We start from the raw sequence: 25,678 nt of genomic DNA, 5'->3' as shown, positions 1-25,678 counted from the left end.
CTCGCCCACGGCGCGGACGGCAGGGGAGGATGCGGGTATGCGTACAGAGCTCGACGTGGCCGACCTGGACCCCGACGTGACGTACCGCCTGCTCACGGCGAGCGTCGTCCCGCGTCCGATCGCCTGGGTCTCCACGCGGTCCGGGACCGGCGTCGACAACCTGGCCCCCCACTCCTTCTTCACGATCTCGTGCGTGCGGCCGCCGATCGTGCAGTTCACCTCGGTCGGGCGCAAGGACTCCCTCGCGAACGTCGAGGAGACCGGCGAGTTCGTCGTCTGCCTGGCGCCGGAGTCGCTGACGCGGTTGATCAACGAGTCGGCCACCGACTTCCCGCGCGAGGAGAGTGAGTTCGACGCGGTCGGGATCGACCGGGAGCCGTCGCTGACCGTGGCCCCGAGCCGCGTGGCGGACTCACCCGTGGCGCTGGAGTGCGTGCTGGAGCGGACGATCGAGCTGGGCGACTCCACGGTCGTGATGGGGCGGGTGCAGCACATCGCCATCGACCCGTCCGTCGTGGACGACTCCGACGGGCTGCCGCACCCGCGGATCGACCTGATGCGCCCGATGTCCCGCCTCGGTCGCGACGAGTGGGGCAGCCTCGGTGACGTGCGTGACATACCGCGCGAGCCCTACGAGAACCGGTTGCGTCGCCAGGCGCAGCAGGCGCAGTAGCCGATGTCGTGGACCGAGGTCGCCGGGTTCGTCTCCGGCGCGGTGTGCGTGTGGCTCGTCGTGCGCCGCAACATCTGGAACTTCCCCGTCGGCATCGCCAACAACGTCCTGTTCGTCGTCCTCTTCGTGGGCGCCGGGCTGTACGGCGACGCGGCGTTGCAGGTCGTCTACCTCCTGCTGGGTGCGCTGGGCTGGTACTGGTGGCTGCGTGGTGGCCCGCGGCACGAGCCGCTCGCCGTCCGCCCGACGCCGGCCTGGGGATGGCCGGCGGCGGTGGCGCTGACGGCGGCGGGCACCGCGGTCATCTGGATCCTGCTGACCCGGCACACCGACTCCGACGTCGCGATCTGGGACGCGCTCACGACGTCGCTGAGCCTGGTCGCCCAGCTGATGCTCAACCGCAAGTGGGTCGGCAGCTGGGTGCTGTGGATCGTCGCGGACCTGATCTACGTCCCGCTGTACCTGCACAAGGACCTGGCCCTGACCGCGGTGCTGTACCTGGGCTTCCTCGGGCTGGCGACGCTCGGGCTGGTGCAGTGGCGCCGGGTGGCTGCCGACGCGACGAGCCCGCACGAGCCGGTACCCGTCGGAGCGCAGGCATGAGCGCCCCTGCGTTCGGGCACGGGCTCGTCCTCGGCAAGTTGTACCCACTGCACGCCGGCCACCAGGCCCTGATCCGCCAGGCGACGGCGGTGTGCGAGCGGGTCACCGTCCAGGTGCACGCCTCGCAGGTCGAGTCGATCCCGCTGGAGGAGCGGATGGCCTGGGTCCGGGCCGAGCACCCGACCGTCCGCGTGGTGGGGGCCTACGACGAGGGCGAGGTCGACTTCGACTCGGCCGCCGCCTGGGACCAGCACATGACGGTCATCGAGGCGCTGCTGGACGCCCCGGTCGACGCCGTCCTCACCAGCGACGCGTACGGCGCCGAGCTGGCCCGTCGGCTCGATGCGCAGTGGATGCAGTGCGACCCGGGGAGGGTGGCTACGCCGGTGTCGGGTACCGCGGTCCGGGCCGACGTCGCCGGCCACTGGTGGGCGCTCTCCGCCCCGGTGCGCGCGTCGTTCGCCCGTCGCGTCGTGGTCGTCGGCGCGGAGTCCACCGGGACCACCACCCTCTCCCGCGCCCTCGCGGAGCACTACGGCACGACGTGGGTGCCGGAGTTCGGTCGGGAGTGGACCCTGCTGCGCGCCGGCGGGCCCGAAGCGCCCTGGCACACGGGCGAGTTCGACCTCGTCGCGCGCGAGCAGTCCGCGCAGGAGGACCGAGCCGCAGCGACCGCGCCGCGGCCGCTGATCGTCTGCGACACCGACGCGCTCGCGACGACGCTGTGGCACGAGCGCTACGTCGGGTCGCGCTCGGCGAGCGTGGAGGCGTACGCCGCCGGTCGCCGTACCCCCGACCTGTACCTGCTCACCGGTGACGAGATCCCGTTCGTCCAGGACGGGATGCGCGATGGTGAGCACGTACGCGGCTGGATGCAGGAGCGGTTCCGCGAGGTCCTGGCCGCACAGGCGGTGCCGTGGCAGGAGGTACGCGGGTCGCACGCCGAGCGGATGGGCGCCGCCGTGGCCGCGGTCGACGCGCTGGTCGCCGCGGGCTGGTCGCTGAAGGACCCGCTGGGATGAGCGGTGGCAGAATCCCCGGGATGCGACAGGAGCAGGACGAGCTGGGTCACGTCTCCAACGCCCCGACGCGCCCGGGACCGGGTGCGACCGCCGGCGTCGCGCTCGACCTGACCGATCTCTACGGGTCCACCGCGGGTACGGCCGAGCAGGGGCCGCCGCTGGACGAGAAGCTGCGCCAGGCGTACTTCTGGATCACCAACCACGCCATCATCAGCCCGCACTACGACGTGGAGTTCGAGGACGGTCCGAGCCGGCGGTTCCGGTTCGGCGACGCGCGGGCCGAGCTGGTCCTGCCGAGCGGCCAGTCCTACTCCAGCTACGTGCTCATGCCGCTGCTGACGTTCATGGTGCGCGGGCGCTGCCTCATGGTGGGCGGGCCGGGGCGCGGCAAGACGGCCAGCGCCCTGCTGATGGGCGTGCTCGCCGGCTACACCCCGCGGGAGATGCGCCGCGCCATGCAGCACGGTCACCCGCAGCTGACGGTCAGCGACATGTTCGGGACGCCGCTGCCGCGCGACCTCGTCGAGGCCGACCGGCTGGCCGACGTCGACGTCGCCTGGCGCGGCTGGCTCGGCATGCGCGTCAAGATCGTCGACGAGTACAACCGCATCCCGACCCGTACGCAGTCCGCGCTGCTGACCGTGCTGGCCGACGGGTACGTCGAGAGCTTCGACCAGGTCTACGAGACAGGGCGCAGCGCCTGGTACCTCACCGCGAACGACGACGCGGGCGGTGGCACGTACCAGGTCATCGACGCGCTGCGCGACCGCATCGACGTGGTCGTCCCGGCGCTGCCGTTCAACAACCGGTTCCTGTCGGCGCTGGTGTCGCGGGCCGAGCGGGGGTTGCGGCCGGAGGAGGCCGTGCCGGAGTCCATCGTCTTCACCGAGCGCGAGCACGACCGTCTGCACCGCGCCGTCCTCGACGTACCGATCCCGCGACCGGTGCTGCGTCGGCTGGAGTTCTTCGCCGGCCAGCTGGAGTTCCTCGAGCGCGGCGGGCGGCAGTTCGAGTACCGCACCAAGGACACGGCACGACTCGCGGGCGTCGACCCGCACCTGGTGCAGCAGACCGACTCCGGCCGCGACGCGCTGATCGACGTCGGTACCCAGACCACCGCCGGCCTGTCCGTGCGGTCGCTGCAGTCGCTCATCGCGTACAGCAAGGCGATGGCCTACTTCCGCGGCGACGCCGAGGTCGGCCTGGACCACCTGCGCGCGGTGCTGCCGTACGTGCTGCTCCAGAAGCTGCCGATGGACCCCGACTCGCCGGTCTTCGACCAGCAGCGGGCCGAGGAGCTGCGGCTGGACCGCGTCTCCTGGCTGCGCACGATGTTCGACACGACGTGCCGGCAGTACGACGCGGCCGGGCTCGACCACGACGACCCGGTCGGCCACGAGCTCGCGCAGTTCGACCGTGGTCTGGACGGGACGCCGGAGCACGAGGTCCGCAGCCGCCTGCACCGGATCGAGGACCTCCTGGAGCAGATGTCGGCGCAGCGCAAGCTGTACGGCCACCTGTACGACGACGCGCTCGCGCTGAAGTACCTGCACCAGCGCTACACCAACTACCTGGCGTGGCTGCGGTGGTCGGGCTGAGCCCGGCGGACGGCGACGACCCGGCACCGCTCTGGGCAGCTGCGCTGCGCCGGGACGCCGCTCGGATCGAGTCCCTGCTGGCGGCACCTCGGGCCGACGGCGCCGACGACCCGAGCCTCGTCGAGGCGCTCCGGTCGGTCGGACCGGCGTTCGACGCCTGCGTGGCGCGCCACCGGCTCGACGCCGACCGTTGGGCTCCCGCGCTCGCCGTGCACGTCGCTCGGCTGGTCGCCGCCCGTCGGTTCGCGCCGTCGTCGGTACGCCGGTGGGCGCTCACGGGGATCTGGCCGTCGCTCGGCGGCGACCTCAGCGCCACCACCCCCCAGCTGCTGACCGACCTGACCACGGCGGCCGCACACCTGGACGCGGTCGGCGACGTCCCGGCGTGGGCGCGCCGGATGGCGGCGGCGACGGGTGCCTGGCCGGGTGAGGTGTCCGACGAGGACCTCCGCCGGCTCGGGGTCGTGGCCGCGTGGCGCGCGGGTCACGTCCGGCTGCGGGGCACCGCGATGCGGATCTCCGGCGGCCTCCCGGAGCCGGTGCTCGACGCGGCGCTCGGTGTGTCGGATGCGCGGGAAGCGTTGCAGCGCAACAAGGTTCGCCCTCTGTGGTGGCCGGACGGCGACGGCTGGCCGCGGCGGGTCGGCGGGTTCCGGGGCTTCGGCGGCCCGTGGCGTACGCCGCCCGTCGTGCTCGACGGCGATGGCGCGGAGTGGCAGGTCCGCACGCGCGAGGGGGACTGGACGGTCGTCGCGGATGCCTTCGGCGCGGCGGTCGTCCCGCGTGGTGAGTCGCCGGCCGCCGGGCGGCCTGCTGCCGCTGAGCGCGGAGCGGCGGGCGTGACCGGGGTCGTCCGGGCCGGGGGAGCGGTGCTGACCAGCCTCGCCTCGTCCTACCAGCTGGTGCTGCACCCCGAGGAGGTCGCCTCGTGACCGACCCACTCGACGAGCGCTGGGCAGCGGCCTGGCCCGAGGCGTTGAGCTGCTGGGGGCAGGCGCTGCGGTTGTCCGAGCCGCTGCTGCTCACCGACGAGGCCACGCAGCCGGTCGACGCGCTCGCGTGGTTCTCCCTGGACGACGTCCGCGCCACGATCGACCTGCGGCGCGTCGTCGCGCTCGGCATCCAGGACGACCCGCTGCCCGTCCTGGCGCACGAGATCGGTCACCACGTCCTCGCGCCGGCCGACCTGACCGGTCTGGCCCGCACGGTCCAGCGGTGCCGGCTCGGACTCGTCGATCGCGACGGCCGCGCCGCCGAGATGGCCAACCTGTGGACCGACCTGCTCATCAACGACCGGCTGACCCGCCAGTGCGGGCTGGACATGACCGGGCCGTACCGCGCCGCCGCGGCCGGTGCCTCCGTGCCGTACTTCACCGTCTACCTGCGTACCTGCGAGGTGCTCTGGCAGCTGCCCCGCCGCACGCTCACCTCCGGCCCGGTGTCGGCGCAGCAGGACACCGACGCGGCGTTGCTGGCCAGGCATGCCCGTGTCTTCGCGCGCGAGTTCGTCGAGGGCGCAGGCGGATTCGCGGCCCTGATGCGACGGTGGATGCCCGAGGACGACGCCGGCGTCGACGTGTGCCGGGTGCACGTCGACGGTGACGAGGCGCCGGAGCTGGACGACGGCGACCTGGCCGGCGGCGTCCCGCTGCATCCCGCGCTCGACCCGCGCGTCAACCCCGAAGCCGGCCGCGCCGAGGGGTCCGGCGGTGGCGGTGGCTCCGCCGGTGGGGACGACGACGGTTCGCAGGAGGCCGCTCCCTCGGCGGGCGACGACTCGGACCAGCGGGCCAGGACCGGGCGCGGGTCGGGCGGTCAGTCGTTCGGTCCCTCCGATCTCGCGGTCCTCTACGGCGCCATGGACCTGCGACGGGACGCGGCCCTCGACTGGTACGTGCGTCGCGCGTCTCGGCACCTCGTCCCCTTCCCGCGGCAGGCGCGACCCCCGGCGGCAGAGCCGGAGTGGCAGGGCATGCAGACGTGGGACCTCGGCGACGACCCCGCGGACATCGACTGGGCCGCGACGATGCTGCGGTCCACGACCGTCGTGCCCGGAGTGACGACGCAGCGTCGGGTCGTCGAGCGCGCGAGTGGACCGGAGCGCGAGCGACGCCCGGTCGACCTCGACCTGTACGTCGACTCCTCCGGCTCGATGCCGGACCCGCGCCGCAGCGTCTCGCCGGCCGTCCTCGGTGGAGCGGTGCTCGTCCTGTCGGCGCTGCGCGTCGGTGCCCGGGTCCGCGTCACGAGCTGGGCCGGCCCGGAGCAGATCTCCTCCACGGGCGACTTCGTGCGCGACCGTACGGCCGCGGTCCTCGCGCTGCTGACCTACCACGGAGGCGGGACGTCCTTCCCGCTGGCGCAGCTGGCGCACGCGCACCGCAGCCGCGGTCGGAGCCCGCAGACGCGGGAGCAGACGTGCCACATCGCGGTCATCTCCGACGACGGCGTCCGGTCGATGTTCGGCCAGGGTCAGCCGAGGGAGCTCGCCGGGGCCGCGCACGAGGCGCTGGCGGCGGCGGGCGGTGGCGGGACGCTGGTGCTCGACGTCCCGGAGTCCGTCGTGGACGACACCCGCGAGCTCGCCGGTGACTACGAGGTGGTGCGCCTGCCGCCGGACGACCTGGTGGCCTTCGCCCGGGTGATGGCACGACGTAGCTGGGGAGGTGCCGCCGCATGAGTGACCCACTGACCGATCCGCTCGACCACTCGGTCGAGGGGCCCGACCTGCAGGCGATGATCGGGCGCCTGCTGGCGATCCCGCCGGACTTCCTGGCCGGCGACGTCGAGGCGGGTCCGCTGGTCAACGACGCGGTCCGGCTGGCCGGAGTGCGGCCGGCCGGTGACGAGGCCGTCCGCGCCCGCGGGCTCGGCGAGCTCGCGCTGCCCGAGCGGCTCGCACTCCAGGTCGGCGCGTGGATGGTGGCGGGCCCACCGCTCGCGCCGCTGCTGCGGACGGCGCCGGGCGAGGGCCGTTCGTACGACGGCGAGTCCGTCGCGAGTGCCCTGCTCTCCTTCGCCGGGCTGGCCGACGCCGTACCGGTGGCGCGCTGGACGGGTGAGGACCCGGAGCGGCACGAGGAGGTCGTCCGAGCGTTGTGCCGGGTGCTCGGGCTGCGCCCGCGCGGTGAGACCCACGGCGTCGCCGAGGACCGATGGGTCGCGGTGGGCAGTGCCGCCCGCCGAGCCGCGCTGCGGGCCGCCGCGGAGGAGCAGCGCAAGGCCGAGGAGCTGGCTCGTCGGCTGGCCGAGAAGAGGGCGCAGGAAGCCGCTGCGCAGTACACCCATGTCTGAGCGTCGGACGCCCGACGTCCTGCCCGGGTACGAACCTCTCGGGGCGGCCGTCCGGACCGACGACGAGCGCTGGCCGACCGCGTCCCCGGACGGGCGTCGCCGGTTGGACGGGTTGCGCTGCCACCCGAGCGCGCCCGTCTGGACGCACGAGTGCGGCGATCTGCTGACCCCCGAGGACCACGCGGCGCTGGACGCCTGGACCGACGGGCTGGCGACCGATCCGCCGGCCGGCGACGACGGGCCACCGCCGGCCGTGCTCGAGCGCCTGGACCGGCTGCTCGCCGTCGTGCCGTTCTACCGGCGCCTCGGCGTCGACCGGTGGGAGCAGCTGCCGACGATCAGCCGCGCCGACCTGGCCCGGGCCGTCGCCGACTTCGTCCCCGTGGACGCCGACCTGTCACGGGTCGTGCAGGGGACCAGCTCGGGCAGCACCGGTTCGGCGCTGGTGATCCCGTGGCACCCGCTCGACATCGCCAGGGACCTGCCACTGCTCGAGCACCTGCTGTCACGGTGCGGGATCACCTGGCCGCGGGATCCGTCGCGCCTGGGTCTGCTCAACGTCGTCCACCAGGAGCAGGCGTTCACGTACGCCTCGACCATGACGTGGCGGGACGAGCAGCTGATGAGCCGGGTGAACCTGCACCCGAGCGCCTGGACCGACCTCGACCACCGGGCGGCGTTCCTGTCGGAGGTGAACCCGCAGGTGGTGTCCGGCTCGGCGCTCACCCTCATGGACTACGTCGACCTGGGCCTGCCGGTCACACCACTGGCCTTCGTCTCCGGTGCCGTCGACCTCAGCCCGGCCGCGCGGTCGTACGTCGAGTCCCGAAGTGGCACAACGGTTCTCGACCTCTACGGCCTGCGGGAGACCGGTCCGGTGGCGGCAGCGTACGGCTCGCGCGAGGGGCACCACCTCCTTCCCCGCACCATCCACGTCGAGGTGGTCGACGACGCGGGACGCTCTCTCGCGGACGGGTCGGCCGGCGAGATCGTGGTGACGAGCCTGGAGAACCCGTACCTCCCGCTCCTGCGCTACCGCACGGGTGATCGGGGCGCGCTGACCGGGGCGGGCCGGGACCGCCGGATCGTCGGGTTGGAGGGCCGGGCCGCCGTCCGGTTCGTCACCGGGGACGGCCGTACGGTGCAGTCGGTCGAGCTGACCCAGCGGCTGCAGCAGCACGGGGTACGCGCGTGGGCGGTGCGCCAGCGTGCGGACGGCTCGGTGCTCGCGCGCTGCCTCGGCGGCAACCACCCGGCGCTGCGCGAGGCGTTCGACCGGCTCCTGCAGCAGCCGGTCGAGGTCGAGCCGGTGAGTGGGCCGGTCGCGCTGGGCCCGGGCAAACCACGCCGGTTCGCCAGCGAGCTGGGTCAGTAACGGCGCCAGCGGACGGCGACCGCGTAGTCGACCTCCAGGCCATCGTGCTCGGCCAGGATCCGGTCGGACTGCTCGGGCTTGAACTCGATCCGGACGACGCGTTCGAGGTCGGCCCGTGACTCGAACGACCAGCGCATCATGACCGGCACCGTCGTGAACCCGTTCCTGTCCCAGAACCGTTGCACCGCAAAGGCATCCACGTCCGGCCAGGCGTCGCGGAACCAGCGTCCGAACGTCGACCGCGTCGCGTCGTTGTCGATCAGGAACGCCACGCCGCCGGGAGCCATGACCCGCTCGAGCTCGCGCAGGCCGGGCTCGCAGCCGGGGCCGAAGAAGTACGCCCACCGGTTGTGCACGACGTCGATCGAGTGGTCCTCGACCGGGAGCCCCTGGGCCAGACCGTGGCGTACCTCGGCGTGGTCCAGACCCGAGATCCGTTCAGTGGCAACCTCGTACAGCGGCAGATGTGGCTCCACGCCGATCACGTACGTGGCGGTCGAGGCGAGGTACGGCAGGTGGAACCCGGTGCCGCACCCGATGTCGAGCACCCGCGTGCCGCGCCAGTCCCGGACCGCGCGCATCGCCGCCCAGATCGCCCCGTCGGGGTCGACGGCGAGGTTCTCGATCTCGTACGCGTCCGGGTCACCCCAGATGTTCGGTGACGGGATCGCCTGGTGCTGCTCGGGGCTCATCGATGGTCCTGCGCCGCCAGCGTCGCCGGGTGCACCAGCAGGGGCAGCAGCGCGCGACCGCCGGGACCCTTGTGTGCGGTCCGGACCAGCGCCAGGTGCGCCTCGCAGTGGGTGACCAGGACCTCGTACCCCTCGTCGCCCATCAGGTGCCTCAGCTCGCCCGCGTTGGAGAGGTAGACCGGGTCGGCGCCGACGTGGGCCTCGGGGTTCCCGGAGCAGTACCAGTCGAGGTCGTGCCCGCCCGGCCCCCAGCCGCGCCGGTCGTACTCGGCGATGGAGATCTCCAGGTAGGACGTGTCGTCCGGCAGCTCGACCGTCCGGTACGTACGCCGGATCGGCAGCTGCCAGCACACGTCGGGCTTCATGGTGTGCGGCTCGGCACCGACGGCGAGTGCGTGCTGGTGCAGCGCGCACCCGGACCCGGCCGGGAAGCCGGGCCGGTTGTGGAAGATGCACGCGCCGTCGACCACGCGCGTCTTGGTCTCGCCGTCCTCCTTCTCCCGCCAGCCCGCCTTGGAGTGGCCCTCGTCGTAGTACTGCCACTCGTCCGGCCCGAGCTCGGCGACGACCTTCTTGACGTTCTTGATGTCGTCCTTGTCGGAGAAATGCGCGCCGAGGGTGCAGCAGCCGGTGTCGGGCGCGTCGGCGTAGATGCCGGGGCAGCCGTTGCCGAAGATGCAGGTCCAGGACGACGTCAGCCAGGTCAGGTCGCAGCGGAACCGCTCCTGCGCGTCGGCCGGGTTGTCGAACTCCACCCAGGTGCGGGGGGTCTCCAGGGGTGTCTCGGGCACGTGTCGACTCTAGGCGGCCCGGCCCCGCGCCGACCGACGCACGTGCGGCCGAGCCCCGACGCGCTCACGCCGCCGTCGTCCCGGCGTGGGCCGACTGCGGGCTGACGTGGACGACGGCGCTGGTCAGCCGTGCAGGGCGTGACCGATCCATCGCAGCCGGACCTGGCCTCCCACACGCGTTGTGCAGGGTGTCGCCCAGCAAGGTGCTCGCGGCATTTCCTGCGGTCGGGCCGGAGGCGGGAGCGACGTCCCCTAGGGTGCGGGTTGGGGACGGCGGACGGGTGTGAGTCCGTCGACGCGCGCTGCTCACATTCAGCCGGGGGGCACCGGCGAGTGTTCACCGTGGCCTCCGTGCCACGGCGAGGAGCAGGAGAACGAAGCAGCATGCAGACCCCCTCACGAAGTGCCGGCGACGCCGGCCGTCCGCCGTTCCACGAGGCCCTGCGGGCCGCCATCGCCGATCGCGGCCTGGCGCTGAGCCGGGTGCGGGACCACCTCGCCACGCGGGGCCAGCACGTGGGTGTGAGCACCCTGTCGTACTGGCAGAACGGCGAGCGTCAGCCGACGACCCGCTCGTTGCCCGTCGTCCAGGCGCTGGAGCAGGTCCTGGCTCTGCCGCCGGCCACCCTCACCGACCTGGTGACCGAGGAGGCCTCGCGCGAGGCCCGTCGCAGCCGGCTGGCCGGTCTCAGCGACCTCGGCAACACCATCGACGGGTTGATCGCGCAGATGGGCAGTCCGTCGGTGGGCCAGAGCGCCTGCCTGAGCGTGACCGAGGGCATCGCCATCGGCCGGGAGCGGTCGATCGAGACCAAGCACGTGCATCAGGTGATCCGCGCGGTGGAGGACGTCGACCAGGCGGTCGTGACGTATCAGGGTGAGCCGGGCTGCGACGTCGACCAGATCTCGTTCTTCGCCATCAGCGGCTGCCGCGTCGGCCGGCTCGGGCGTCACGCCGGGACGGGCATCGTCGTCGCCGAGCTGTGGTTCGACCGGCTGGTCCGCCGGCAGGAGACCCACGTCTTCCAGTACGTCATCAAGGACGACAACCGCATCACGAGCTACGAGCAGTACCGGATGCACCTCTACCCCAGCGGCATCCACGTGGTCGAGCTGCAGTTCCACCCCGACGCGGTGCCGGTACGGGTGGAGGAGTTCCGCCGTCGGCGGCTGGAGGACCCCGACACCCGGCAGCACCCGGTGCCGATCTACCACGGCGGCCGGGCCCACCTGGTGACCGAGCCCACGACCCCCTGCGTCAGCGGCTTGCGCTGGGAGTACGACTGATCCGACCGCCGGCCCGGCCACGGGACGGTTCCAGGCTGCATACTTCCGCCCATGATCCGTCCCTCGCGCGGCCGCGCTCTCGGCACCGCGCTCGCGACCGCACTGCTGTGCACGTCCTGCTCCGGAGTGATCGCGCCGTCGCGGCCCGCGCTGAGCCACCGCCCCGTCCCCTCGGCGACGTCGAGCGCCGACGTCGGCGGCGCCCCAGCCGTCCCCGGCGCCGATGTCACCTCGAGCGGCACCGCCGACAGGCCCCGACTGCCCGTGACGGCGAAGCGGTCCGCAGTGGGACAACCGGTGGCCCTGTCCACCCAGCCGGACGTAAGACGCGCGATCGCCAGGTCCGGACTGACCGCGATGCTCGACCGACCGGGTCTGCGCGTCGTGCGTGCCGGCCAGGTCGCCGTGGTGGGCCGCCAGCCGACCGGCCGGTTGCGCCGGATCGCGCAGGCCGCCGCCGCGGGGACGGCGTGGGACGTCCGGCTCACCGGCCGCCCGGTCCCGCCGGGAGTCGTCATCCCCGTCCTGTGCCCGGACACCCAGGACCAGTACGCCGACCTCGCCGGCCCCGGGATGGACCAGAGCGACGGGTTCTCCCCGGGCAACGCGCCGCTGGTCGTCCTGCGGCCGGACGTCGTCGACGAGGCGCTCGAGGACGACTTCCCGCCCGACCTCCTGGTCACCCACGAGATCTTCCACGCGCTCACCATCGTCGGGGCGTCCGAGACGATGCCGACCTGGCTGATGGAGGGCGTGGCCGAGTACGCCGGCCGCGGGATCGTCGGCTCGGACGGGGTCTGGGCGGACATCTCCGACGTCACCGAGCTGCCCACGGGCTCGGACTTCGACTCCGAGGACATGCAGGACCGGGCGAGGGCGTACGAGGCGTCCTACTCCTTCGTCCGCTACCTGGTGCGGCGCGCCGGCGAGCCGAGGCTGATGGCGTTCTACGACGTGGCGCGGCGGGACACCGCCGAGCGGCTGACGCCGACCCAGCTGCTGCTGAAGCACTACGGCTTCGACGAGACCACCCTCGTCCGGGACTGGACCACCGCGCGCTCCCTGGAGGTCGTCCCGGACCTGTGACGCCGCGCACCGGACGCCGACCCGACGGACGGGCGTGGCGTCGGTAGCCTGGCGGCATGCGACTCGGGGTCATCGACGTGGGCTCGAACACGGTCCACCTGCTCGTCGTCGACGCTCATCGCGGCGCGCAGCCACTGCCTGCCTACTCCCACAAGATCGAGCTGCGGCTTTCGGAGCACACCACCGACGACGGCAGCATCGCCGAGGGCGGCGTCAAGCGGCTGTCCACCTTCGTCGGCGAGTGCCTGACCGTCGCCGAGGACCAGGGCATCGAGGACCTCCTGGCCTTCGCCACGAGCGCGATCCGCGAGGCGCCCAACGGTGACGAGGTCCTGCAACAGGTCCGCGAGGAGACCGGCGCCGACCTGCAGGTGCTGTCCGGGGCCGACGAGGCCCGGCTGACGTTCCTGGCCGTACGCCGGTGGTTCGGCTGGTCCAGCGGCCGGCTGCTGTGCCTCGACGTCGGCGGCGGGTCGCTGGAGATCGCCGCCGGGCTGGACGAGGAGCCGGACGCCGCCCTGAGCCTGCCGCTCGGCGCGGGACGCCTGACCCGCGAGCTGCCCGGTGACCCCCCGGACCTCGACGACGTCCGGGCGCTGCGCAAGCGCGTCCGCTCCGACATCGGCCGGGTGGTCCGCGACGTCACCCGCCTGGGCGCCGCCGACCGCGTCGTCGGCACCAGCAAGACGGTCCGCTCGCTCGCGCGCATCACCGGCGCCGCCCCGAGCGAGGAGGGCCCGTACGTCGCGCGCTCGCTGCAGCGGTCCGAGCTCACCGACCTCATCCCGCGGCTGGCGCAGATGCGTTCCAGCAAGCGCGCCGACCTGCCCGGGGTGTCGATCGGGCGGGCGCCCCAGCTGCTCGCGGGCGCGCTGGTCATCGAGGGCGCGATGGACCTGCTGGGCGCCGAGCGGCTGGACGTCTGTCCATGGGCCCTGCGCGAGGGTGTGATCCTGCGCCGGCTCGACTGGCTGGGTCAGGACTCGTGACGGCTCATGTCCCGCAGGCCCGCGTGGGGCTGTCGACCGCCTCGGTCTACCCCGGTGGGGTGACCTCGGCCTTCGACATCGCGGCCCGCCTCGGGTACGACGCCGTCGAGGTGATGGTCTGGACGGAGACGATCAGCCAGGAGGCAGGTGCGCTGCGCCGGGTGGCCGACCACTACGGCCTGCCGATCTGCTCCATCCACGCGCCGACCCTGCTGCTCACCCAGCGCGTGTGGGGCACGGACCCGTGGATGAAGGTCGACCGCTCGGTCGAGCTGGCCGAGGAGGTCGGAGCCGACACCGTCGTGCTGCACCCGCCGTTCCGGTGGCAGCGGGACTACGCCGCGGAGTTCGTCGATGGTGTCCGCGAGCGCGAGGGCCGTACGCACGTACGGCTGGCCGTCGAGAACATGTTCCCCTGGCGCGCCCGAGCCCGGGAGATGCAGGCGTACCTGCCGCACTGGGACCCCACGCAGGCCGACTACCGCAACGTCACCCTCGACCTGTCCCACACGGCGACGGCCGGCTCGGACGCCCTCGCGATGGCCGGGGCGCTGGGGGACCGGCTCGCGCACGTGCACCTGGCCGACGGCCTGGGCTCGTACAAGGACGAGCACCTGGTGCCCGGCCGCGGCGCCCAGCCCTGCGCCGAGCTGCTGGAAACCCTTGCGGGACAAGACTTCTCGGGCGACATCGTCGTGGAGGTCGGGACCCGTCGGCTGGACGAGGAGCAGCGGGAGCTGGACCTGATGGAGGCGCTGGCCTTCGCGCGCCTGCACTTCGCGACGGCCGGCCCGCCGGCGGCGGAGTAGCCCCCCGTGTCGGCGCGCGGCGAGCTGGCAGACCTCCCAGCGCTTAGCAGAGCATCGTCGCATTCGTGACGAACCTGACCGACTCTTTGCGCGTTCCTGGTTGAACGCTGTCCTGGCGTGGCCTTCCCTCGAAGGAGGGCACCGGACCGCGTGCGCAGCTGCTGTCCCTGCCGACGAGCACGGCGGCAAGGAGCACGCGCATGGCGCAGATCGTCCGATCGTCCCCCGTCCGCCGCACGGTGAGCGTGATCGTCCCGCTGCTGATGGTCCTGACCACGGCGGCCTGGGGGCTGTCGGCACCGGCGTCGGCCGAGATGCCGGCGCAGGCCGTCGGCCGGGCCGTGGCCTCGGGTCCGCTACCGACGAGCCTGGGGCTGGACGAGTCCGGACGGACGCTGCCCGACACCGCGTACGCGATCCCGACCGGGGCGACGTACCTGTCGACCACCGGCAACGACGCGGCCTCGGGACGGACGCCGGCGACCGCGGTCCGCACCCTGAACCGGGCGATCGACGTGACCCCCGCCGGCGGGACGGTGGTCGTCCGCGGCGGGGAGTACCGCGACTGGTACCACTCGGGAAGCGCGCCGAAGGTGGTGCCCAAGCCGGTGCACATCCAGGCGTACCCGCACGAGAGGCCCTGGTTCACCGGGGCCGACCTGCGCCCGAGGAACCTGTGGAGCAAGATCGGCGAACGGCTGTGGGCGACCCCGTGGGTGACGCCGTGGCTGTGCAGCGGGCAGTACTACTGGCGGTGGCTCTACGACCAGGGTCCGAACGGCCCGTGCGCCCACCAGGACAACACGAACAACCCCTCCAACGTCATGGCGGTCGACCCGCAGATGGCCTTCGTCGACGGTGCCGCCCTTCGGCAGGTCCCGGCGTCGCGACCGCAGCGCGCGCTCGCGGCGGGGACGTTCGCGTACGACCGGTCCGCCGGCCTGCTGTACGTCGCCGCCGACCCCGCCGTGCACCGGCTGGAGCTGAGCGTGCGGCCGACCGCCCTGGTGCTGGGGGGCGGTGGCTCGAGCAGCCTCAAGGGCGTGGGCTTCCGCCGCTACGCCAGCAACCAGTACGAGAACCTCACCTCAGCGGCGGTCTACATCGGCGGATCGATCTCCTCGGTGGAGCGCGCGGTGTTCGCCGAGAACGCGGCCGGCGGGCTGACGTACTCGAACCCGAAGAAGGGCTCGGCGATCACGGGCTCGGTGCTCGCGAACAACGGGTTCACCGCACTTCAGGCGAACGGCACGTCCCGCTCGAACATCGACAACGACTTCCGGGTCGTGGGCAACGTGTTCAACCACAACAACGCCGAGGGCTTCGGCGAGCGGTGCACCTCCTCGTGCGCGCAGGCCGCGGTCAAGCTGGCCCACATGCAGGGAGCGACGATCAGTCGCAACATCGTGAAGAACACGGTCGGACCGCGGGGCGCGCGCGAGGGGTACGGCAACGGGCTCTGGTGCGACGGGCTGTGTCGCCGCACGAGCTACACGTACAACCTGGTCACCGGCAACCCGGGCGTCGGGATCTTCCACGAGGTCTCGGACAGCGGGATCATCGCCGGCAACGTGATCACGAGCAGCCAGAACGGCATCGGGGTCGCCTCCGCCAGCACCAAGGTCTACAACAACACGCTGGTCGGCAACGTCCAGGGCATGAAGATCTACGACGACCCCCGGTCCTCGAGCACCGACAGCGGCGTCGGCCCCGACACCACCCGCGTCGCCGTCGCCGACAACCTGATCGTCGGCAACGGCCTGTCCTTCGGGATCGAGGACCACGCCATCGGGATCCGGCCCGGGACGGACGTCAAGGAGTACTTCTCCGCTATGTCGGACAACTCCTGCCACCAGCGCAACGGCACCGCGCCGAAGTTCGCGTTCGTCCAGTCCCCGGACCGCGCCGGCCGCTACTACGGATCCCTGGCCGCGTTCCAGACCGACTGGGGACTCGGCGCGCGGAGCCACTGGATCAGCGGCTCCGCCGACCCCTTCTTCGTGAACGAGGCGGCCGGTGACTACCGGGTGCGGACGGGCAGCGTCGCGAAGGGGAGCGCGACGCCCCTGCCCGCGGACGTGGCCGCCGCCCTCGGTGTGCCGGCGGCCGGTCCGCGCGACCGGGGTGCGCTCAGCCCGCCCTAGCCGTCAGCTCGGGCGTGCCGACGGCGCGTGCGGGTCGCGGCCGATGAACGCGAGCAGCCGGGTCTGCGGGTCGGCGTCGTCGGGGACGGGCACGCGCGGGCCGTACTGGCCGCTGGAGCGCAGCACCTCGTCGTACGCCTGCATCCCGTCGTACATCTCCTGGCACTTGGCCGCGTCGAGCGTCTCGTCCTGACCGGTCGCGCGGGCGAGGTCCCAGGTGTGCATGAAGACGTCGGAGGTGTAGAACTGGTCGATCGCGCGGTCCAGCGGCAGCTCGCCGATGTGCTCGTTGCGCAGCGTCCTGCCCGCCGTGGCCGGGTCGTCCAGGACGGCCTGGACGCCGTCGGTGAGGTTCTGCCAGGCGCCCACCGGGTCGTCGTCGACGGACGGTCCGGCCGGCAGCTCGACGCCGGAGCCACCGCGCAGGAACGGCGGGAACCACTCCACCAGGTGCCGGACGACGTCGCGCGCGACCCAGCCCTCGGGCGGGGCCGGGGCGTCCCAGTCCTGGGTGCCCCGGACCCGCTCGGTGAAGGCGGCGGCGACCCGGCGGTGCTCGTCGGCGGGTCCGCTCATCGGACGCCCCCGGAGGCGAGCAGCTCGTCGAGCTTCTCGTAGCCCTCCTGGATGCCGACCTCCATGCCGCTGGCCATCATCCCGGCCTGCGCCTCCATCGAGTCCACGACCGAGACCGCGACGATGCGGCACCGCCTGCCGTCGTCGAGCGGCTCGAACGTCATCGTCTCCAGCGCCACGGCACCGGGTAGCTCCTCGAACCCGAAGGTCTGCACCAGGCGCTCGCCCGGCACGGCCTCGTGGAAGGAGCCGAAGAAGTGGGCGACGGCCTCGCCGTCCCGCTGCGCGTCGTACCGGTAGCTGCCGCCCGTACGGCACTCCCAGGTGTGGATCTGCATGTCGATGGATCGGGGGCCCATCCACTGCTTCACCAGCTCGGGCTCGGCCCAGGCGCGGTAGACCTTCTCCGGCGGTGCGTCGAACTCGCGGGTGATGGTGATCGTCGGTACGTCGGGGTCGGCCACGATCTGGGCCTCCCGCTTGGTCGGTGCGTTGCTCATGATGCTGCTCCTCGCTTCCGGTCGTCCTGTGTCGGCGGGCGTACCGCCCCGTCGTCGTCCATGCGCCCCAGCAGGTCGTCGAGGCGGCTGAACCGCTCCTCGGCCTCCTTCTGGTAGCGCTCGATCCACTTCGTCATGAGGTCGAACACCTCCGCCTCCAGGTGGCAGGGCCGGCGCTGCGCGTCTCGCGTACGGCTGACGAGACCGGCGGACTCCAGCACCTTCAGGTGCTTGGAGACAGCCTGGACGGAGACGTCGTACGGCTCCGCGATCTCGCCGACGGTGGCGTCGCGCACGGCCAGCCGAGCGACGATGTCGCGCCGGGTCGGGTCGGCCAGGGCCGCGAAGACCCGGGACAGCTGGTCCTCCACCTCGATCCCTCCTCAACTCGTTGGTTGAATAACCTGACCGTACGACCGCGCCCGAGACGTTGTCAACCGATCGGTTGAGATCCGGGAGTGTCCGTACCGACTCGCGTGCGCCGGATCGGTTCAGCCGACCTCTGACGCCTGCTCAGCGCGCCGGTCGGCTGGGCGCCAGCGCATCGGCCGCGACCGTGATGGCGATCGTCCCGACAGAGGCGACGGCCACGTACGCCATGTCGTCCGTGACGAAGGCCGCGGCCGCGCCGATGACGAGGACAGCGCCCGCGGCGAGGCTGAACGGGAGCCGGCTCCTCGCGGGCCCGGGCGGGCTGGTCCGAGGCACGAGGTTGCGTCGACCCCCGGGCACGAGGCGGTTAGTGATCGACGTGCCGAGCAGGAAAGGAAGGACGGCGATGACCCAGTACGTGTCTGCCCAGATGAGGGCGAAGGTCGCGAGCACGCACAGCACACCGATTCCGGCCCGGGTCCTCGGGTCGAGGCCGTACACCCGCGCGATCACTGACACGGACCGAACAGTACTGCCGACGTCGATCTCGCGTTCAGGGCGAGCGATGAGGCGCGCGCCGCACGTCGGTTCGGCCACCGACTCGTGCGGCCGGCTGCGAGACTCTCCGCCATGTCGATCGAGGGCGTCTGGCCGGCGGCGGGTCTGCGGATCGCGGCCGGGGATCTGGAGCTGCGGTGGATCACCGACGAGCTGCTGGTCCGGCTTGCCGAGCTGGCCGGTCGCGGCGTGCACACGCCCGAGACGATGCCGTTCACCGTTCCGTGGACCCGGGGGACGCCGCAGCAGGTGGCGCGCACGCTGATCGCCTACCAGTGGGGTGCCCGTTCGCAGTTCGACGCGCGGAGCATGCGGCTCGAGCTCGCCGTCGTGCGTCGCGGCGAGCCGGTGGGCGTGCAAGCCGCCTGGGGTGACGGCTGGGCTGTCCTCCGCGAGGCGGAGACCGGATCGTGGCTGGGCCGAGCGCACCAGGGACAAGGCATCGGAACGCGGATGCGGGTCCTGATGCTCTGGCTGCTGTTCGAGGGGCTGGGCGCTGCGCACGTCGTGTCGACCGCGTTCGCCGACAACGTCTCGTCCAACGCCACGTCACGCCGCGTCGGTTACGAACCCGATGGCCGGTCGCGGGTCGACCGGGACGGACAGGCGGCGACCCGCCATCGGCACCGCATGTCCGTCGAGCGTTGGGAGGCCGTACGCGCGCAGAACGCCGAGCTGCTCGGCGGCCCGGTCGTCATGACGGGTGTCGAGCGAGCACGCGACCAGCTGAAGCAGGTGAGAGGGTGAGCCGGCTCGGGCGGGCTCAGCGCATGGCATCGCGGCAGGACTGATACTGCTCATCACCGTTCTCGCGGCGGTCCAGGTGAATGCTTCGGCGCAGGCGCGACCCGCATCTGAGACCGTCCGCATCGGCACGAGCAGCCGACCACTAGGTTGCCGTGGGTGACCGGACACTTCGACGACTACGAACCGCGCCCAGCGACGTACGACGAGATGTTCGACGGCGCCGACGTGCGACAGAGCTACGCCACCGTGCGCGAGCAGGTGGACCGGCTCTCGCCCGAGGAGCTGCGAGCCAGGTCCGAGTACCTCTCCAGCAGCTACCTCGACCAGGGCGTGACGTTCGACATCGGCGGCGAGGAACGACCCTTCCCCCTCGACATCGTCCCGCGGCTGATCGACTCCCAGTCCTGGCAGCGCGTGGAAGTCGGTGTGGCGCAACGGGTTCGGGCCCTCGAGGCCTTTCTCGCCGACATCTACGGCGAGGGTCAGGTCTTCCGCGACGGTGTCATCCCGCGCCGCGTGGTCACCAGCTCGCCCCACTTCCTGCGCCCGGCGATGGGAATCCGACCGCCGAGCGGTGTCCGTGTCCACGTCGCGGGGATCGATCTCGTCCGTGACGAGCAGGGCGAGTTCCGGGTGCTGGAGGACAACGTCCGCATCCCCAGCGGTGTCTCGTACGTCATGACCAACCGGCGCGCGCTGTCGGCCGCGCTGCCCGAGGTGTTCACCCACCACCGCATCCGGCCGGTCGCGCACTACCCGAACCGGCTGCTGGCCGCACTGCGCGCCTGCGCTCCGACAGGTGTCGCCGACCCGACCGTCGTCGTCCTCACTCCGGGCGTCTACAACCCGGCGTACTTCGAGCACGCGCTGCTGGCCAGGCTGATGGGCGTCCGGCTCGTCGAGGGCGGCGACCTGGTCGCTCAGGCCGGCCACGTCTACGTCCGGACGACGCACGGGCTGCATCCCGTCCACGTCATCTACCGGCGGGTGGACGACGACTTCCTCGACCCCGTCCACTTCCGCCGCGACTCGGTCCTCGGCGTCCCGGGGCTCCTGAACGCCGCGCGCGTCGGCAACGTGGCCATCGCCAACGCGGTCGGCAACGGCGTGGCCGACGACAAGCTCGTCTACACCTACGTGCCCGACCTCATCCGCTACTACCTCGGCCAGGAGCCGGTGCTGCGCAACATCGACACCTGGCGGATGGAGGACCCGGGCCACCGTGAGGAGGTGCTCGACCGCCTCGACGAGCTGGTCCTGAAGCCGGTCGACGGCGCGGGCGGCAAGGGCATCGTCATCGGGCCGCGCGCGACGAGCGCACAGATCGAGACCTTGCGCGGACGGCTGCTCGCCGACCCGCGCGGCTGGATCGCCCAGCCGGTGGTCCAGCTGTCCACCGTGCCGACCCTGATCAACGGGCGGATGGCAGCACGCCATGTGGACCTGCGACCGTTCGCGGTGCACGACGGCGACAAGGTCTCGGTGCTGCCGGGCGGCCTGACCCGCGTGGCGCTGCCCGAGGGCGAGCTCATCGTCAACTCCAGCCAGGGTGGCGGTTCCAAGGACACCTGGGTGCTGGCCGCCGATCACGTCCTGCCGGACCTCGAGCCCGAACCCGCACGGGAGGGCCCGCTCCACCCGGCCAGCAAGCCGGTCGCGGAGCCGGCACCGAGCCCGGCGGACTCGCAGGGCCAGACCCAGTCGCAGTCGCAGTCGCAGGGCCAGACCCAGTTCCAGTCGCAGACCGGAGGTGCTCGCTGATGCTCAGCCGAATCGCCGAGGCCCTCTTCTGGATCGGCCGCTACATCGAGCGCGCGGAGTGCACCTCGCGCATCCTCGACGCCCACCTGCAGGTGCTCACCGAGGACCCCACGATCGACCGTGAGGCCACCTGTCGCGCGCTGCTGGCCGCCATGGGCGTGAGCCACGACGGCACGTACGACCAGGCCGCGGTGCTGCGGCTGCTGTTCCACGACCGGTCCTCGTCCGCGTCGGTCGTCTCGGCGATCGACTCCGCCCGCGAGAGCGCGCGCCGCTCCCGTGAGGTCGTCTCCACCGAGATGTGGGAGGCGATCAACACCACGTACAACCAGACGACGTCGGGTCAGCTGTCCCGGATGCGACCGGCCGACGCCTTCCGCCTGATCCGGGAGCGGGCCAGCATGATCGCCGCGCTCGCCGACGGCACGCTCAGCCACGACACCGGCTGGCAGTTCCTCGTCCTCGGACGGTCCATCGAGCGCGTCGACATGACCGCGCGACTGCTGCTGTCGACGGCGAACGGCGCGGGTGGCGCGTCCAGCTGGCAGACGACCCTGCGGGCCTGCGGCGCGCACCACGCGTTCACCCGGACCTACCGCGCGATCGAGTCACCGCGCGCGGCGGCGGAGTTCCTGCTGCTGGACCGGCTGTTCCCGCGGTCGGTCGTGTTCGGGCTGACCCAGGCGGCGGCATGCCTGGAGGTGCTGGACCCGCGGCAGCGGCGGCTCGGGTTCGGCGGTGACGCGGCCCGCATCGTCGGCCAGGCGCGTGCGTCGCTGGACGTCCGCTCGCTCAACGACCTCCTCTCGGACCTGCCGGGGGAGATGGAACGACTGCAACGGGTGTGCGTCGAGGCGACCGACGCCGTGACGCACCGGTACTTCGAGGGCGCGGTGGCGCCGGAGTGGTTGGGAGGCACCCAATGACGATGACCCTGCGTCTGCACCACCAGACGGGCTACACCTACAAGGGCGGCGCGACCGCGTCGTACAACGAGGCGAGGATGCAGCCGCAGAGCAACCTCGACCAGACCGTGCTGCACACCAAGGTCGATGTCAGCCCGAACCCGTGGGCGATGTCGTGGACCGACTACTGGGGCACGCTCGTCACCTCGTTCGAGGTCCACGAGCGCCACCCCGAGCTGCTGGTGGACGCCACGAGCACCGTCACGGTGGACCGCCGCCCCGCCGAGACCAGCCACCTGAGCTGGGAGGAGATGGTGGCGCCCGAGGTCACCGACGCCTGGCTGGAGGTACTGGGTGTCACCCCGCGCGTCTCGACCGGCCCGGAGCTGTCCCAGGAGCTGGCTGCCATGCGCGAGTCCGCAGCAGCACCAGCCGATTTCGTCGATGCTGTCGTCGAGCTCCTGCGCTCGCGCGTGGAGTACGTCCGAGGCCGCACGACCGCGCACGCCCGGGCGGCCGACGCCTGGGCGGCGGGGTCCGGCGGCTGCCAGGACCTCGCCCACCTGACGATCGGGGCGCTGCGCTCGTACGGCATCCCGGCGCGCTACGTGTCCGGCTACATGTTCCCCGACCCCGAGCCGGAGATCGGACGGCCGTACGCCGGCGACTCCCACGCCTGGATCCAGTGGTGGGACGGCGCGTGGGTGCCGGTCGACCCGGCCCACGGCGTACCGCCGGACGACCACTACGTCGATGTCGGTGTCGGTCGGGACCACAAGGACGTCGTCCCGCTGTCCGGGATCTTCACCGGCTCGCCGGGATCGACCATGTTCACCCGGGTCGAGATGACCCGCCTCGCCTGACGGGCGACCATCCGCCGAGAGGCCCATCGACCGCTGAGAGGCCCACCGTTCCGGGAAGAAACGGTGGGCCTCCGAGCGCGACGTGGGCCTGTCGGCGAGAGCCGGCCTAGCCCTTGGAGACGGTGGTCCGCGCGACGAGGATGTCGTGACCGGAGGCGACCTTCTTGCGCACGATGTTCAGGGTCCCGCTGTTCTGCAGCGGGGTGCGGTTGCGCGAGAAGAACAGGTAGTCGATCTTGCCGCGGGTCTTGCTCGTGGAGCGGCCCGCCTGCGCGGTGGTCTTCCCGTCGAGCTGATCGCTCTCGGTGAACGCCCCGTGGGCGCCCGGACCGTAGGCGTACATCGAGTCCATCTCGCCCATCATCGGCTTGGAGTTGAAGTCACCGCCGACGACGACCGAGTGGCCCTTCTTGCGCCACTTCGCCGTGATGTCGGCGACCTGCCGGGTCTGGATGGCGCGGACCGGCTTCTGCGGGTTCTCGAACGCGACGAGATGCGTCGAGCAGACGTGCTTGACCGGCTTGGAGCCGAAGGAGACGCACACCAGGGCAGGCGTGCGGGGCGGCACCCACTTGCCCTTCTCGTTCGTGAAGCCGCCGTCGGGCTCGAGGTCGAAGGCCTGGCGGCGTCCGTCCTTCCCGCCCGTCCAGATGGCGACGGCGAGGACGTCCGAACCCTTCGCACACGGCGCCGTCGTCTGGTCGGGGGCGATCGGCTTGGTCGCGCGGGTGGCGATCGTCCAGCTCGGGTGCGCCTGGCGCAGGGCGGGTACCCAGTCCTCGCAGATCTCCTGCAGCGTGATCGCGTCGGCGTGGGCGTCGGTGGCCTTGCGGATCGCGCGGTTCATCGAGTCGCGGTGCTTGTCGGTGTTGTGCTGGACGACGGTGATCTGGCGGGCACCCGCGGGCGCGGCGTCCGCGGCGCCGGCGACGAGCGGTACGGCGGCCGCGCTGACGGCGCCGGTGGCGACCACTGCGGCGATCAGTCGAGCTCTCATCGTGTTCCTCCCCTGGTTGGTCGGCCCGGCGGTCCCGGGTCCGGGGAGGAGACGGGACCCGGCTGGAGGCGGTTCCGACGGGTCCGGCGCCGTCGCGACCTGCCCGGCCGGTCGCGGCACCGCTCCGGTGACGGGTGCCACATCGGCGGCGGTTAGCCTGTGGCCGACTCACTGCAGCGGCGCGGTCAGCACCGTCGTCGCCTGCCACGCTCGTGCGAAGGAGCCCCGATGTTCGATCCGAGTGCCGCGCTGCGCCAAGGACTTCTCGGCCTGAGCCGCAGCGGCCGGGTGCGAGGCGTGATCGAGAAGGCTCCGGTGAGCCGCGACGTCGTACGGCGGTTCGTCGCCGGCGAGACCACGGCGGACGCCGTCCGCGCCTCGACCCAGCTGTGCGACTCCGGTCGCCTGGTCACGATCGACTTCCTCGGCGAGGACACCCTCGATCTCGAGCAGGCCCGCGCGACCACGGACGCCTACCTGCAGCTGCTCGGTGCCCTCACGCTCGAGGGCCTCGCGACCGGCGGCCGCGCCGAGGTGAGCGTCAAGCTGAGCGCCATCGGCCAGGCGCTCCCCGGCGACGGCGAGAAGATCGCGCTGGAGCACGCCCGCGAGATCTGCCAGGCGGCCCGCAACGCCGGCACCACGGTCACGCTCGACATGGAGGACCACACCACCACCGACTCCACGCTCTCGGTGCTGCACGACCTGCGCCAGGACTTCCCGTGGGTCGGGGCGGTCCTGCAGGCGTACCTGCGACGCACCGAGGCCGACTGCCGCGACCTCGCGACCGAGGGCAGCCGGGTGCGGCTGTGCAAGGGCGCGTACAAGGAGCCGGAGTCGGTCGCGTTCCAGGACGCGCTGGAGGTGTCCTCGTCCTACGTGCGCTGCGCGAAGGTCCTGCTGGAGGGTGAGGGCTACCCGATGCTGGCGACGCACGACCCGCAGCTGATCGACATCGCCGCGGCGCTCGCGGCCAAGGAGCTGCGTGAGGCCTCCACCTACGAGTTCCAGATGCTCTACGGCATCCGCCCGAACGAGCAGCAGCGGCTCGCCGCGGACGGCCACCGGATGCGCGTCTACGTGCCGTACGGCGACGAGTGGTACGGCTACCTCATGCGCCGGATGGCCGAGCGTCCGGCCAACACGATGTTCTTCCTGAGAGCCGTCGCGACGAAGGGATGACCCATGGCTGAGACCGCAGAGCGCTCGCACGAGGTGCCGATCGGCAAGGTCGCCGTCATCGGCGCGGGCGTGATGGGCGAGACGTTGGTGTCGGGCCTGCTGCGTGCGGGCCGGCAGGCCGGCGACCTCCTCGTCAGCGATCGCAGCCCGGAGCGGCTGGCCGTCATCAAGGAGCGGTACGGCGTCGGCGTCGCCTCGGCCGCGGACGCCGCCGCCGGCGTCGACACCGTGGTCCTCGCGGTCAAGCCGCAGGACATGAGCAAGGTCCTCGACACGATCCGCGACCACCTCGCACCCGGCACCCTGGTCGTCTCGATCGCCGCGGGCATCACGACGGCCTTCCTGGAGGGCCGTCTGCCGGAGGGCACGCCGGTCGCCCGCGTCATGCCGAACACCCCGGCGCTGGTCGACGAGGGCATGGCGGCCGTCAGCCCGGGGGCGCACTGCGACGCCCACCACCTGTGGGTCGCCCAGGACCTCATGCGCTCCTGCGGCAAGGTGCTGTCGATCCCCGAGGAGCACCAGGACGCGGTCACCGCGATCAGCGGCAGCGGTCCGGCGTACATCTTCTACGTCGTCGAGGCGATGATCGAGGCCGGCGTGCTGCTCGGCCTGCCGCGCGGGACCTCGACCGAGCTGGTCGTGCAGACGCTCTACGGCGCGGCGACCATGCTCAAGGAGACGGGTGAGCACCCGACGGTGCTGCGCGAGCGCGTCTCGAGCCCGGGCGGTACGACCATGTCGGCGCTGCGCGAGCTCGACGACAACAAGGTGCGGGCTGCCTTCCTCACCGCGATGGAGGCCGCCGCACGACGCTCGGCCGAGCTGGCGTCCGGCGCGGGCTGAGCAGGCTC

General features: G+C 72.3%; 26 protein-coding genes. 19 read left to right on the top strand and 7 right to left on the bottom strand.

What is annotated here, in order from left to right; translation table 11 throughout:
- Positions 1 to 37: 37 nt before the first annotated feature.
- Genes P4R38_RS10550 through P4R38_RS10515 form a run of 8 tightly spaced genes read left to right on the top strand, consistent with a single transcriptional unit; the run spans position 38 to position 8,565 of the window.
- Positions 38 to 673 (top strand): flavin reductase family protein, encoded by a 636-nt coding sequence (locus tag P4R38_RS10550; RefSeq protein ID WP_275237460.1) that lies wholly within the window; start codon positions 38 to 40, stop codon positions 671 to 673.
- A 3-nt stretch (positions 674 to 676) separates the two neighbouring features.
- Positions 677 to 1,276 (top strand): nicotinamide riboside transporter PnuC, encoded by a 600-nt coding sequence (gene pnuC / locus P4R38_RS10545; RefSeq protein ID WP_275237461.1) that lies wholly within the window; start codon positions 677 to 679, stop codon positions 1,274 to 1,276.
- Positions 1,273 to 2,298 (top strand): AAA family ATPase, encoded by a 1,026-nt coding sequence (locus tag P4R38_RS10540; RefSeq protein ID WP_277192098.1) that lies wholly within the window; start codon positions 1,273 to 1,275, stop codon positions 2,296 to 2,298. The genes pnuC and P4R38_RS10540 overlap by 4 nt, the downstream gene beginning before the upstream one ends.
- Positions 2,299 to 2,318: 20 nt before the next feature.
- Complete coding sequence (locus P4R38_RS10535; protein ID WP_277192097.1) at positions 2,319 to 3,896, top strand: MoxR family ATPase; 1,578 nt, start codon at positions 2,319 to 2,321, stop codon at positions 3,894 to 3,896.
- Positions 3,875 to 4,828, top strand: a complete 954-nt coding sequence (locus P4R38_RS10530) for a hypothetical protein (protein WP_275237464.1) — start codon at positions 3,875 to 3,877, stop codon at positions 4,826 to 4,828. Before P4R38_RS10535 ends, P4R38_RS10530 begins: the two co-directional genes overlap by 22 nt.
- Positions 4,825 to 6,576 (top strand): hypothetical protein, encoded by a 1,752-nt coding sequence (locus tag P4R38_RS10525; RefSeq protein WP_277192096.1) that lies wholly within the window; start codon positions 4,825 to 4,827, stop codon positions 6,574 to 6,576. Before P4R38_RS10530 ends, P4R38_RS10525 begins: the two co-directional genes overlap by 4 nt.
- Entirely contained in the window at positions 6,573 to 7,190 is a 618-nt protein-coding gene (locus P4R38_RS10520) for a hypothetical protein (RefSeq protein ID WP_277192095.1), read from the top strand. Before P4R38_RS10525 ends, P4R38_RS10520 begins: the two co-directional genes overlap by 4 nt.
- The gene (locus P4R38_RS10515) at positions 7,183 to 8,565 is read left to right on the top strand and encodes a phenylacetate--CoA ligase family protein (protein ID WP_277192094.1); all 1,383 of its coding nucleotides are present in this window, start codon (positions 7,183 to 7,185) and stop codon (positions 8,563 to 8,565) included. The genes P4R38_RS10520 and P4R38_RS10515 overlap by 8 nt, the downstream gene beginning before the upstream one ends.
- Here P4R38_RS10515 and P4R38_RS10510 read toward each other — a convergent pair.
- The gene (locus tag P4R38_RS10510; protein WP_277192093.1) at positions 8,559 to 9,257 is read right to left on the bottom strand and encodes a class I SAM-dependent methyltransferase; all 699 of its coding nucleotides are present in this window, start codon (positions 9,255 to 9,257) and stop codon (positions 8,559 to 8,561) included. The genes P4R38_RS10515 and P4R38_RS10510 overlap by 7 nt on opposite strands.
- The gene (locus P4R38_RS10505) at positions 9,254 to 10,048 is read right to left on the bottom strand and encodes a hypothetical protein (protein ID WP_277192092.1); all 795 of its coding nucleotides are present in this window, start codon (positions 10,046 to 10,048) and stop codon (positions 9,254 to 9,256) included. Before P4R38_RS10505 ends, P4R38_RS10510 begins: the two co-directional genes overlap by 4 nt.
- 384 nt (positions 10,049 to 10,432) lie before the next feature.
- Between P4R38_RS10505 and P4R38_RS10500 the strand changes: the two genes are divergently transcribed.
- From P4R38_RS10500 to P4R38_RS10480, 5 genes are all read left to right on the top strand, one after another.
- Positions 10,433 to 11,335, top strand: coding sequence for a hypothetical protein (locus P4R38_RS10500; protein WP_277192091.1), 903 nt, complete (start codon positions 10,433 to 10,435; stop codon positions 11,333 to 11,335).
- Between the two features lie 51 nt (positions 11,336 to 11,386).
- The gene (locus P4R38_RS10495) at positions 11,387 to 12,421 is read left to right on the top strand and encodes a gluzincin family metallopeptidase (RefSeq protein ID WP_277192090.1); all 1,035 of its coding nucleotides are present in this window, start codon (positions 11,387 to 11,389) and stop codon (positions 12,419 to 12,421) included.
- Between the two features lie 56 nt (positions 12,422 to 12,477).
- Positions 12,478 to 13,410 (top strand): Ppx/GppA phosphatase family protein, encoded by a 933-nt coding sequence (locus tag P4R38_RS10490; protein WP_275237472.1) that lies wholly within the window; start codon positions 12,478 to 12,480, stop codon positions 13,408 to 13,410.
- Positions 13,407 to 14,219 (top strand): sugar phosphate isomerase/epimerase family protein, encoded by an 813-nt coding sequence (locus P4R38_RS10485; protein WP_277192089.1) that lies wholly within the window; start codon positions 13,407 to 13,409, stop codon positions 14,217 to 14,219. Before P4R38_RS10490 ends, P4R38_RS10485 begins: the two co-directional genes overlap by 4 nt.
- Before the next feature lie 200 nt (positions 14,220 to 14,419).
- On the top strand, positions 14,420 to 16,363 hold the full coding sequence (locus P4R38_RS10480; protein ID WP_277192088.1) for a right-handed parallel beta-helix repeat-containing protein: 1,944 nt from the start codon (positions 14,420 to 14,422) through the stop codon (positions 16,361 to 16,363).
- Positions 16,364 to 16,366: 3 nt separating this feature from the next.
- Here P4R38_RS10480 and P4R38_RS10475 read toward each other — a convergent pair whose 3' ends face one another.
- The 4 genes from P4R38_RS10475 to P4R38_RS10460 form a co-directional block, all read right to left on the bottom strand.
- Complete coding sequence (locus P4R38_RS10475) at positions 16,367 to 16,939, bottom strand: TIGR03086 family metal-binding protein (RefSeq protein ID WP_277192087.1); 573 nt, start codon at positions 16,937 to 16,939, stop codon at positions 16,367 to 16,369.
- A complete protein-coding gene (locus P4R38_RS10470; RefSeq protein ID WP_277192086.1) occupies positions 16,936 to 17,439 on the bottom strand; it encodes an SRPBCC family protein in 504 nt (167 codons plus the stop codon). The genes P4R38_RS10475 and P4R38_RS10470 overlap by 4 nt, the downstream gene beginning before the upstream one ends.
- Entirely contained in the window at positions 17,436 to 17,810 is a 375-nt protein-coding gene (locus P4R38_RS10465; protein WP_277192085.1) for an ArsR/SmtB family transcription factor, read from the bottom strand. Before P4R38_RS10465 ends, P4R38_RS10470 begins: the two co-directional genes overlap by 4 nt.
- Before the next feature lie 142 nt (positions 17,811 to 17,952).
- Positions 17,953 to 18,330 (bottom strand): hypothetical protein, encoded by a 378-nt coding sequence (locus P4R38_RS10460; RefSeq protein ID WP_277192084.1) that lies wholly within the window; start codon positions 18,328 to 18,330, stop codon positions 17,953 to 17,955.
- 111 nt (positions 18,331 to 18,441) lie between these two features.
- Here P4R38_RS10460 and P4R38_RS10455 point away from each other — a divergent pair, with 111 nt between their 5' ends.
- From P4R38_RS10455 to P4R38_RS10440, 4 genes are all read left to right on the top strand, one after another.
- Positions 18,442 to 19,116, top strand: a complete 675-nt coding sequence (locus P4R38_RS10455) for a GNAT family N-acetyltransferase (RefSeq protein ID WP_277192083.1) — start codon at positions 18,442 to 18,444, stop codon at positions 19,114 to 19,116.
- 207 nt (positions 19,117 to 19,323) lie between these two features.
- Positions 19,324 to 20,877 (top strand): circularly permuted type 2 ATP-grasp protein, encoded by a 1,554-nt coding sequence (locus tag P4R38_RS10450; RefSeq protein WP_409201255.1) that lies wholly within the window; start codon positions 19,324 to 19,326, stop codon positions 20,875 to 20,877.
- Positions 20,877 to 21,803, top strand: coding sequence for an alpha-E domain-containing protein (locus tag P4R38_RS10445; protein ID WP_277192081.1), 927 nt, complete (start codon positions 20,877 to 20,879; stop codon positions 21,801 to 21,803). Before P4R38_RS10450 ends, P4R38_RS10445 begins: the two co-directional genes overlap by 1 nt.
- Positions 21,804 to 21,805: 2 nt before the next feature.
- The gene (locus P4R38_RS10440; protein ID WP_277192080.1) at positions 21,806 to 22,645 is read left to right on the top strand and encodes a transglutaminase family protein; all 840 of its coding nucleotides are present in this window, start codon (positions 21,806 to 21,808) and stop codon (positions 22,643 to 22,645) included.
- A gap of 106 nt (positions 22,646 to 22,751) precedes the next feature.
- Here the strand turns inward: P4R38_RS10440 and P4R38_RS10435 are convergent, their stop codons facing one another.
- Complete coding sequence (locus tag P4R38_RS10435; protein WP_277192079.1) at positions 22,752 to 23,642, bottom strand: endonuclease/exonuclease/phosphatase family protein; 891 nt, start codon at positions 23,640 to 23,642, stop codon at positions 22,752 to 22,754.
- A gap of 228 nt (positions 23,643 to 23,870) precedes the next feature.
- Here P4R38_RS10435 and P4R38_RS10430 point away from each other — a divergent pair, with 228 nt between their 5' ends.
- Complete coding sequence (locus tag P4R38_RS10430) at positions 23,871 to 24,824, top strand: proline dehydrogenase family protein (RefSeq protein WP_277192078.1); 954 nt, start codon at positions 23,871 to 23,873, stop codon at positions 24,822 to 24,824.
- A 3-nt stretch (positions 24,825 to 24,827) separates the two neighbouring features.
- A complete protein-coding gene (gene proC, locus P4R38_RS10425; protein ID WP_277192077.1) occupies positions 24,828 to 25,670 on the top strand; it encodes a pyrroline-5-carboxylate reductase in 843 nt (280 codons plus the stop codon).
- Positions 25,671 to 25,678 lie beyond the last annotated feature (8 nt).

It is taken from the genome of Luteipulveratus flavus (genome assembly GCF_029439465.1).
GTDB lineage: Bacteria > Actinomycetota > Actinomycetes > Actinomycetales > Dermatophilaceae > Luteipulveratus > Luteipulveratus flavus.
The sequence above is the reverse complement of the archived record's forward strand: the minus strand, read 5'-3'. Positions and strand labels throughout refer to the sequence as shown.

Coding starts and splice junctions, on each gene's coding strand:
- P4R38_RS10455 (WP_277192083.1), top strand. CDS start 18,442: ATGTCGATCGAGGGCGTCTGGCCGGCGGCGGGTCTGCGGATCGCGGCC.
- P4R38_RS10490 (WP_275237472.1), top strand. CDS start 12,478: ATGCGACTCGGGGTCATCGACGTGGGCTCGAACACGGTCCACCTGCTC.
- P4R38_RS10515 (WP_277192094.1), top strand. CDS start 7,183: ATGTCTGAGCGTCGGACGCCCGACGTCCTGCCCGGGTACGAACCTCTC.
- P4R38_RS10495 (WP_277192090.1), top strand. CDS start 11,387: ATGATCCGTCCCTCGCGCGGCCGCGCTCTCGGCACCGCGCTCGCGACC.
- proC (WP_277192077.1), top strand. CDS start 24,828: ATGGCTGAGACCGCAGAGCGCTCGCACGAGGTGCCGATCGGCAAGGTC.
- P4R38_RS10550 (WP_275237460.1), top strand. CDS start 38: ATGCGTACAGAGCTCGACGTGGCCGACCTGGACCCCGACGTGACGTAC.
- P4R38_RS10440 (WP_277192080.1), top strand. CDS start 21,806: ATGACCCTGCGTCTGCACCACCAGACGGGCTACACCTACAAGGGCGGC.
- P4R38_RS10540 (WP_277192098.1), top strand. CDS start 1,273: ATGAGCGCCCCTGCGTTCGGGCACGGGCTCGTCCTCGGCAAGTTGTAC.
- P4R38_RS10535 (WP_277192097.1), top strand. CDS start 2,319: ATGCGACAGGAGCAGGACGAGCTGGGTCACGTCTCCAACGCCCCGACG.
- P4R38_RS10470 (WP_277192086.1), bottom strand. CDS start 17,439: ATGAGCAACGCACCGACCAAGCGGGAGGCCCAGATCGTGGCCGACCCC.
- P4R38_RS10500 (WP_277192091.1), top strand. CDS start 10,433: ATGCAGACCCCCTCACGAAGTGCCGGCGACGCCGGCCGTCCGCCGTTC.
- P4R38_RS10480 (WP_277192088.1), top strand. CDS start 14,420: ATGGCGCAGATCGTCCGATCGTCCCCCGTCCGCCGCACGGTGAGCGTG.
- P4R38_RS10435 (WP_277192079.1), bottom strand. CDS start 23,642: ATGAGAGCTCGACTGATCGCCGCAGTGGTCGCCACCGGCGCCGTCAGC.
- P4R38_RS10430 (WP_277192078.1), top strand. CDS start 23,871: ATGTTCGATCCGAGTGCCGCGCTGCGCCAAGGACTTCTCGGCCTGAGC.
- P4R38_RS10510 (WP_277192093.1), bottom strand. CDS start 9,257: ATGAGCCCCGAGCAGCACCAGGCGATCCCGTCACCGAACATCTGGGGT.
- P4R38_RS10520 (WP_277192095.1), top strand. CDS start 6,573: ATGAGTGACCCACTGACCGATCCGCTCGACCACTCGGTCGAGGGGCCC.
- P4R38_RS10475 (WP_277192087.1), bottom strand. CDS start 16,939: ATGAGCGGACCCGCCGACGAGCACCGCCGGGTCGCCGCCGCCTTCACC.
- pnuC (WP_275237461.1), top strand. CDS start 677: ATGTCGTGGACCGAGGTCGCCGGGTTCGTCTCCGGCGCGGTGTGCGTG.
- P4R38_RS10445 (WP_277192081.1), top strand. CDS start 20,877: ATGCTCAGCCGAATCGCCGAGGCCCTCTTCTGGATCGGCCGCTACATC.
- P4R38_RS10450 (WP_409201255.1), top strand. CDS start 19,324: ATGTTCGACGGCGCCGACGTGCGACAGAGCTACGCCACCGTGCGCGAG.